General features: G+C 42.2%; 5 protein-coding genes. 3 read left to right on the top strand and 2 right to left on the bottom strand.

Annotated features, from left to right (window positions below):
- Positions 1-422: 422 nt before the first annotated feature.
- Positions 423-2,660 (top strand): RNA degradosome polyphosphate kinase, encoded by a 2,238-nt coding sequence (locus tag A5295_RS03700; RefSeq protein ID WP_004105851.1) that lies wholly within the window; start codon positions 423-425, stop codon positions 2,658-2,660.
- 305 nt (positions 2,661-2,965) lie between these two features.
- On the opposite strand, the gene A5295_RS03695 is transcribed toward A5295_RS03700, so the two are convergent.
- Positions 2,966-4,426, bottom strand: coding sequence for a Sau3AI family type II restriction endonuclease (locus tag A5295_RS03695; RefSeq protein WP_231875281.1), 1,461 nt, complete (start codon positions 4,424-4,426; stop codon positions 2,966-2,968).
- Positions 4,427-4,535: 109 nt separating this feature from the next.
- Complete coding sequence (gene dcm, locus A5295_RS03690) at positions 4,536-5,810, bottom strand: DNA (cytosine-5-)-methyltransferase (protein WP_064621731.1); 1,275 nt, start codon at positions 5,808-5,810, stop codon at positions 4,536-4,538.
- A gap of 615 nt (positions 5,811-6,425) precedes the next feature.
- Here dcm and A5295_RS03685 point away from each other — a divergent pair.
- Entirely contained in the window at positions 6,426-7,622 is a 1,197-nt protein-coding gene (locus A5295_RS03685) for an NUDIX hydrolase (protein WP_064621730.1), read from the top strand.
- 46 nt (positions 7,623-7,668) lie between these two features.
- A complete protein-coding gene (locus A5295_RS03680) occupies positions 7,669-8,322 on the top strand; it encodes a hypothetical protein (protein ID WP_064621729.1) in 654 nt (217 codons plus the stop codon).
- The last annotated feature ends 190 nt before the right edge of the window (positions 8,323-8,512 follow it).

The raw sequence follows: 8,512 nt of genomic DNA, 5'->3' as shown, positions 1-8,512 counted from the left end.
CCCGCCACTTTGGCGAGCCTCTTATCTACAAAAACAATATCTGCGGTTTCATCTTCACAACATCCTCGTTGCAACGGTTAAAGTCTTAAATATCCCGTCCAACGTCCACGGATTTCATATCCATACACTTTTGTGGGTTACCGCTATCTCTTTTTTGTTTTTGTAATTATTATTATCATCGTTTTTTACCTAATAGTAAAGGGCAAATTAGCCTTTGTTAACATATTGTCACTACTGTTCAATTGCACACGAAAAATCGTAACTCTTGCGGCCTTTTGTGAACATGCAAAGGTTATCATGTTAAATTACGTTCGCATGAGACACACTCCGGCGTGTCGCAAGATATTTTTCGAGCGCGAAGCAAGCAAATAAAATCGACACTCATTCGCGCACTTCCCTTACAACGCATACAATTACAGAATATGGTACAAATTTTTGACGCTCCCTCAAAGGCGATTCTGCGCGGTCAAATTGCAGAGCATATCGCCGAAGATGAAAAGGCAGAAAAGCGTGAAGCTCGTGAGGGTGAGCTACCGTTGCCAAAAGATCGTTTCTTCGACCGAGAATTAAGCTGGTTGAAGTTCAATCGTCGCGTGCTTGAGTTGGCTCAGAATACAGATTTGCCACTTCTTGAACGCGCTAATTTTGCTGCTATATTTGCGTCAAATCTCGACGAATTCTTTATGGTTAGAGTTGCAGGATTAAAGCGCAGAATAGATTCTGGAATAGCAGTAACTGCAGCATCCGGCTTAAGCCCTCGCCAGCAGTTGCGCGCTATTAGTGAGGTAACTCACCGCCGTCAAGATGAGCACGCTCACTATGTTATTGAGCACATTCTTCCCGAGCTTGCCAAACAGCGCATTGTTTTGCTCAGCTGGGATAAGCTTACAGAATCAGAAAAAGCACGTTTGTCTGATTACTACAAAAAGCAAGTTTTCCCTGTTCTTACGCCTCTTGCAGTGGATCCTGCTCACCCATTCCCGTACATTTCCGGCAAGTCTATTAACTTGGCTGTTATCGTCGAAAATCCAAATTCTGGAAAGTCGCATTTTGCTCGTGTAAAGATTCCAGATAATTTGAATCGCCTTGTACCAGTTGACGATTTAACAGACGAGGAAGGTCGCGAAGAGCGTTACGGCTTCATCACTATGGAAAAGCTGATTGCAGCACACTTGGAATCGCTTTTCCCAGGCATGATTATTAAGGAAGCCCGCTCATTCCGAGTTACTCGTAACGAAGATATTGACGTTGAGGAAGATGACGCAGAAAACTTGCTCAACGCTATGGAGAAGGAACTTCTTCGCCGCCGCTTTGGACCGCCAATTCGTTTGGAAATTTCTAACGAGGCCAGCCCATTCCTTTCTCAGCTTCTTGCAAATCAGCTTCGCGTAAGCCCTGAGGAAGTATATCGCTTGCCTTCGCCGCTTGATATGACGGTACTGTTTGAATTGCAAGCGCTTGACCGCCCTGATTTGAAGTATCGTCCGTTCATTCCTACTACAAACCGTCAGATTGCGGAAGTTGAAACTAGCCACGCGCAAGATATTTTCGCTTCTATTCGCGAGCATGACATTTTGTTGCATCATCCTTACGATTCGTTCTCTACTTCTGTACAGGCATTCCTCGCGCAGGCTGCTGCGGATCCAAAAGTGCTTGCAATTAAGCAAACTTTGTACCGTACGTCTAGCAATTCGCCAATTATTGACGCTCTTGTTGACGCAGCTCACGCTGGCAAACAGGTACTTGCGCTGGTTGAAATTAAGGCACGATTTGACGAGGACGCAAATATTGCTTGGGCTCGTAAGCTTGAGCGCGCAGGCGTTCACGTTGTGTACGGCATTGTTGGCTTGAAGACTCACTGCAAGCTTTCGCTCGTGGTCCGCCAAGAAGCAGAAGGGTTGCGCCGCTACTGCCACGTTGGTACAGGTAATTACAATCCTAAAACTGCTCGCCTTTACACAGATTTGGGATTGCTTACTTGCGATCCTGTAGTCGGTCAGGATTTGACTCGCTTGTTTAACCAGCTTTCTGGTTATGCACCAAAGTCAAGTTTCCACCGCCTTCTTGTTGCCCCTCGAACAGTTCGAACTGGTATTATTGCGCGAATTCAGCGCGAGGAAGCTGCAGCTCTTGCTGGAAAGGAAGCTTGGATTAAGATTAAGGTCAATTCTGTGGTTGACGAGAAGACTATTGACGCTTTGTATCGTGCTTCGCAAGCTGGAGTAAAGATTGATATCGTTGAGCGCGGAATCTGCTCGCTTAAGCCTGGAATTGAGGGATTGAGCGAGAATATTCGCGTTCGATCTATTCTTGGTCGATTCCTTGAGCACAGCCGCATTTACGCTTTTGCTAACTCTTGCGGTCCGCAGATTGGTGACGGTCCTGCAAGCGGTCCAGAAGTGTGGATTGGTTCGGCTGATTTAATGCACCGTAATCTTGACCGCCGCGTTGAGACGCTGGTTCGTATCAGCGCGCCAGATCAGGTTGAAGCTTTGATTCAGTACATTGATTTGCAAATGGCTGATTCTACTGTTTCGTGGTGGATGGATGGTGACGGCACGTATACGTTGCATTCTCGCGATAAGGAAGGTCGTCCGCTCGTTGACAGCCAGGCTTACTTGATTCATACTCACACGCGTAAGCCTCGCGGCGCGAACTAATCGCAAGTAACTAATAAACAATAAGCAAGAGCCAGATTCAGTAACATGTTTCTGGCTCTTGTTGTGATTATTACTCCTTTATAATCTGGCTAAATCTCAAGCATTCCCGGCAATAGCCGAAAATCTTCTACAGCACCATTTGCCAGTTTTAGGATGTTTTTTGAGCAATTATTTGCCAGTTTTAGGAGGTTTTATGTGACAATTGAGTATTTATAATATTGTTACGTACAATATAACAGTTCTATCCCTATCTTCTTAAGGATTGGAAATTGAAGCTGTAATCACCTGATTATCTCGTGCACCAGCTACTGCGATATCTGACCAATATGCTCAGCAACTATTTTGGCAATGTACAGCCTATCTAACCACCAACATTGTTTGGTGATAGTTTCACCGTTTGGAAGAGTTATAACATCATTGCCATTTTTACCATGTGGCCTCATATGAAATACGTGATTGAATGACATCTTAGGGAGCTGATTCTCATCCGTTCCATAGCCAGTAGATTCACCAGATATCATAATCTCATGCACTTTATTCCACGCAGGCGCAACATATTTTTCAATATCTTCTTCTGGCATATTCCATAGAAAACCACCAACTAAAACATCATCTTTATAGCAAGTTGATTTTCTATTTTTCCCGTTGCTTTTAAAAACAACAAAATAGAACTTATTATTCTCAAAAAACTTATACAATCGCGAATCATGCCACTGCATATTTGGATCTGCTAATTCAGCCCAATCATCCTCTTTTAACGCAGGAAAAGACATATTCTGCTCTGGTTTACCGTCATCATACAAAACAGTAGTTTTTAGTTGAGTCACACTCGCTGCAGCAAACTGTTCAATTTCTTCTATTTTGTTCTTTTTTACACCCAACATCTTCAGTGCAAGCTGCGAATTAAAAGAATAATGCGTTTTAAGCTCCACATTAAATTTGTTGGCCAAATCAGAAATTTTAGAACCAACATATTGCCCAATCTTGTTTTGCACATAATCATTAAGATTTTCGTTAATAGATATTGGCAACCGTTCAAAAAGATCACCTTCACCTAAAACTCTTTGTGCAACAATGGTCATATAGCTAGGCTTATACGAAAACGCGCGTTGTTTTGCGCGTATATATTTACTTTCAAACCCACTTGGCGCAGGAGCGTCTCTCAACGACTTTGCAGCCGTTTCTCCCTTAGTGCAAGCAGCAAGATAATTGGTATCAGACTCGCTTAACCTATCTGCATAACCAGAAGCCACCTTGTTTTTTATGTATTCCCAATCTTTACGAATTGTTTCTAGCTCACCAGGTTCATATTTCAATACAAAAGAACCGTAAATAGTGCAATCAAGTCTGGATTGGTTGGCTTTATCAGTCCTGTTATCAAGATAATAAACAATAATCATCTGACGCGCTTTTTGCCAAAATGATGAGTTATCAAAAACCTCATTACACAGCGTCAAATAGTTGATAATATCAACGACCAAACGTTCTTTAGCAACTATCTTCTTTTTCTTGTTCGAACGAATCGGCGTGACTTTTAATTCATAAAATTCATCAGCGACCATAATATCCGGTTGTTTATCGGAATTTATAGAATACCCGAAAACTGATTCTTCAATAATATTGCCTAAAGAACCCTTGTTGCCTGCTTTTTCACCACGACCAGTTTTATCAATCTCGCGAAAAGTTTTGCCATTGATTCCAGTAAGAAGAGCGGTTATTTCGTCAATGTCCGAAAACTTGCGATTATCGTCTATATGATTAGACATGCTTCCCACCATTCTGCATCTTCCCTGTCACAACTTTATTTATTACATTTTCCTATTAACTCAATTCCTACGCAACCCACAAATAAGCATAATTATTTAGATATGAATTTTATGCCGAAATGTCATTAGCGAGAACTTCGCCAATTTTATGCGGAATACCAGTGACCAATGCGTTTCCCATGCAAAACGCTCTATGTCCATCGCTCATTCCATCATTCGTCCAACCTTTAGGAAACATTTGCAACTGGTCTAGCTCATCTGGAACAAGTCTTCTCAATCTGCCATTTTGCATAATAACATGTTTGGTTCTGCTAGCGCTTTTCCCACCTTCACCTGTAAGAATAGTTCTGCTTGGTGCATCAATTTTATCTGGAAAAGCAACAGGACCTTCGGAATACATGTACTCAAATCCATTTGAAGCTGTTCGCAACTCCCTTTTACCGCCTTTAAGATACTGCCAAGAAGCAAGCTTATCTTCTTCAATCCAATATTCTTTAGGCACTTGATTGGCATCAACTAGAACGCTACCTAATGTCATTGCATTGCCAGAAAACACAGCATCCGTTTTAACGGTATAAACTATTCCATCTTGCATAACACCAGCATTCTGAAATAGGCTCACCTTAGCTTGTTTGCCAAAATCTTGAGATATAACATACGGATTGTCACTAATAGAAAATTCATATTGCGCAGCATTTTTTTCTGCAACAGATACTGGAAAAGCTCGTGCAATAACACCATTTTGTAAAAGCCGAGAAAGCTTGTTAGGCCATTTTTTAGAATCATGCTCTGCAAAAATATACACACGTCTACGTCTTTGAGGCATTCCATAGTCAGCAGCATTAATAACTCGCCACTCTACGCTGTATCCTAATCGAAAAAGACAAGAGAGAATAATTGCAAAATCCCTACCACGCTGTGCAGCAGGTGATTTTAATAGACGATCAACATTTTCAAGCAGAACATATTTAGGATGGCGTAATTCCAACATTTTGTTAATGCTCCACCACAGAACTCCTTTTTTGCCGTCAATTCCGGAAGATAATGCTAAAGGTTTTGCCACAGAATAATCTTGACAAGGAAAACCACCAACAAGCATGTCAAAATCTGGAATATCACATTCCCCATGTTCGAATTTTTTGAGCACTTCTGCTATATCTTCATTAACACAGCTACCTTTGCCAAAACGCTTCTCATAGCACCTCCACGCAAATTGCTTGGATTCTTGCCCGGCAGGCTCCCACTGATTTGCCCAAACTGTTTTGAAAGGTCCTGCTGGTTTTGCAGTAAAATTGTTTCCCTCAGAAGGCGTATACCCTTCAAGCCCAAGACGAAACCCGCCTACTCCCGCAAAAAGTTCAGCAACTTTTATTGTCTTGGACATACAAACCCTCACAACACTAACAAATTTCAATAACTACATAACTTAGTATAAATTCAATACACAAAAAGATCAAATTTTACTAAACTGTAAAGCCCAATTCCGAATCTGATTTTTCTGCTTCAATAAAACATATTTAAACCATTTGCCAGTTTTAGGATGTTTTTTAAGTAATTATTTGTCAGTTTTGGAAAGTTTGGGTTATCTAACGATCTGATTTACTCAGCGCATCTGCATTACAGCCATAAATGGGGGGGTATCACAGTCACGGAAGTCAGAATGACTGTCATAGGTCTACGCATCACGGTCAAAATACGTAATATCACAGTCAAAACGCGTAAGATCACAGTCAAAACACGGCCAATCACAGTCAAAATATAGCCAATCACGTTCAAAATCGAAAAAATGACAGTCATATATACGAAAATCACTGTTACGAACGAGAAAATGACAGTCACAACACTTTTATCACAGTCATGGCCATGATAAACGTAAGCAGCGCAAATATACAAAAATCAGCAACTAAATTGACTCTAACCAAATGAGCAAATAATCGAATTGCAATAAATAACCAAGCATAACTAAAATTTGCGAAAGAAAACCGCTAAAATAGTGAATATGAGTGCAGTAACGACGCAATACGTTGAAGCAGCTGGCGGAATTATTTATCGCAAGCGCAATACTACAAACAGCTCAAATGCAGATGAAGAGACAAAAACAGACAGCAATGCAATAAATCCAAACCATGCAAATAAGCCAATCAGCGCAATAAAGTCTAGCGACGACGATTTTGAGCTTTGCCTAGTCTACCGTCCTAAATATGACGATTGGAGCTGGCCAAAAGGAAAGAATGAGCCAAACGAATCGCATCGCCACACAGCCGTGCGCGAAGTTGGAGAAGAAACAGGATATTCAGTCACGCTAGGTCCACACATTGCCAAAATAGAGTATCCGCTTGAGCGCGAAGGCAAAAAGTCTTCCAAGAACAGCTCATCAAATAACAGCCAAAATCGCAATTCCCAGCCGGAAGTAATAAAGCGAATCCACTACTGGATGATGCGCTTAATCGACAAGCCAACTGCAGCAAAGCGTCTCCCTGCTTTCGGACCAATTAAGCCAGCAAAACCTACTGAAATTGGCAATGTTTTATGGCTTACTCCTTCTCAAGCGCGAAAAAAGCTTACGCACGATAGCGACCGTGAAGTGCTAGACGCTTTCTTAGAAAAGCTCCACGCAGGTAAAGCAGAATACAGCACGTTGCTTCTAGTGCGTCACGGAAAAGCTGAGTCTCGAAAAACTTGGCAAGGAAGCGAAGCGACTCGACCAATCACACCTCTTGGAGCAGCCGCATCATACGCTTTAGGTCGTGAGCTTGCCTGCTACGCGCCGAATAAGATCATATCGTCACCTTGGAAGCGTTGCGTTGAAACGGTTGCGGCTTTTGCACACGACTCTTCACTTTCTATAGAGCAGGTTGCGGAACTTACTGAAGACCATCACGAGAAACAACCAAAATCTACATTGTCTGTGCTTATAAACGAAATACAAAATCTTGAGTGTAACGCACAAAATACAAGTAAAACTAGCAATGCAAGCACAACTAACAACGCAACCGTCATATGCTTGCACCGACCGGTTATTGGCACTTTCTTTGATTATTTGCGCGAAATAACAAAACCTAGAGCACACAAGCGCATACTCAGTCAAAAATCTCCATATATGCCTACAGGAAGCGCAATAGTTTTGCACATAATTAGTACTCCTAAGGGTGCTCGCATTATTGATATTGAAAAGGTTCTGCCAAGTGTCTACTAGTTTAAATTCTCAATCGAGTTCTATTCATTCAAGCAGATCTGCTTTTATGCCAAGCCCTACAGGAGCTTCACGCCCAAGCCGACCTGCACAAATGGATCCTGCAATGCTCGCGCAGATTGAAGGCGGCACGGATCCGCAGGTTGTAAACGAAATTAGCCACACTTCCGCTGCCGTTTTGCTTAACCGCGTTCATAAAACGCAGTCGCCGGAAATCGTTGAGCGCGTGCTGAATTTGGTTGAAAATGAGGGCATTGAAGTTATTGCAGATTTGTGGAGCCATGCGGAAGCAGAGTCTATTCCTGGAATGTTGTGGCGACTGTACTTACTGCGCATGTCTCTACGAAAGCAGCGCGAAGCTTACGCCGAGTACTGGAGCCTTGGCGAACCTGAAACAACAAGCGCATCCGCTATTACAGGAATTGACGAAGCTCCTACAGGAGAAGATATTGCGCGACTTGCAGATTCTATTCTTTCTGGTGCTTTTACAGGCGATTTTGCTGTAGCGCTTTACCGATCTTCAGCTTTTACTTCGATTATTGCGCGCGGAATGCAAGTTTACGCAAAAAAGTTAGACAAACAAGCAAATACAATGCACACGCAGAAAATTGCAAAAGTTTTGCATATCTCAGCAAATATGCACGCACTTTCGTTATCTTTTGCTCATGGAGCGAAATTATGGCGCGCAGGAAAATTGGAATAAATTATTTGCGATTAAAATTATGCGGCGCGTGAAAACAGAAAACAAGGTATACTCAAAATGATGCTGGCTTGTGTTTAAGCCCCGGGCTCCATTTTTTGCCGCTGCGAGCGGCGTTTGCGCCGACAGGCGCTTTCGCAAGTCAGTATCGTTTCTGCTCTGAGTCTTGAATTTTAAGTTTTAGATTTTATAT

It is taken from the genome of Gardnerella sp. 26-12 (assembly GCF_001660745.1).
GTDB classification, from domain to species: domain Bacteria; phylum Actinomycetota; class Actinomycetes; order Actinomycetales; family Bifidobacteriaceae; genus Bifidobacterium; species Bifidobacterium swidsinskii.
The sequence above is the reverse complement of the archived record's forward strand: the minus strand, read 5'-3'. Positions and strand labels throughout refer to the sequence as shown.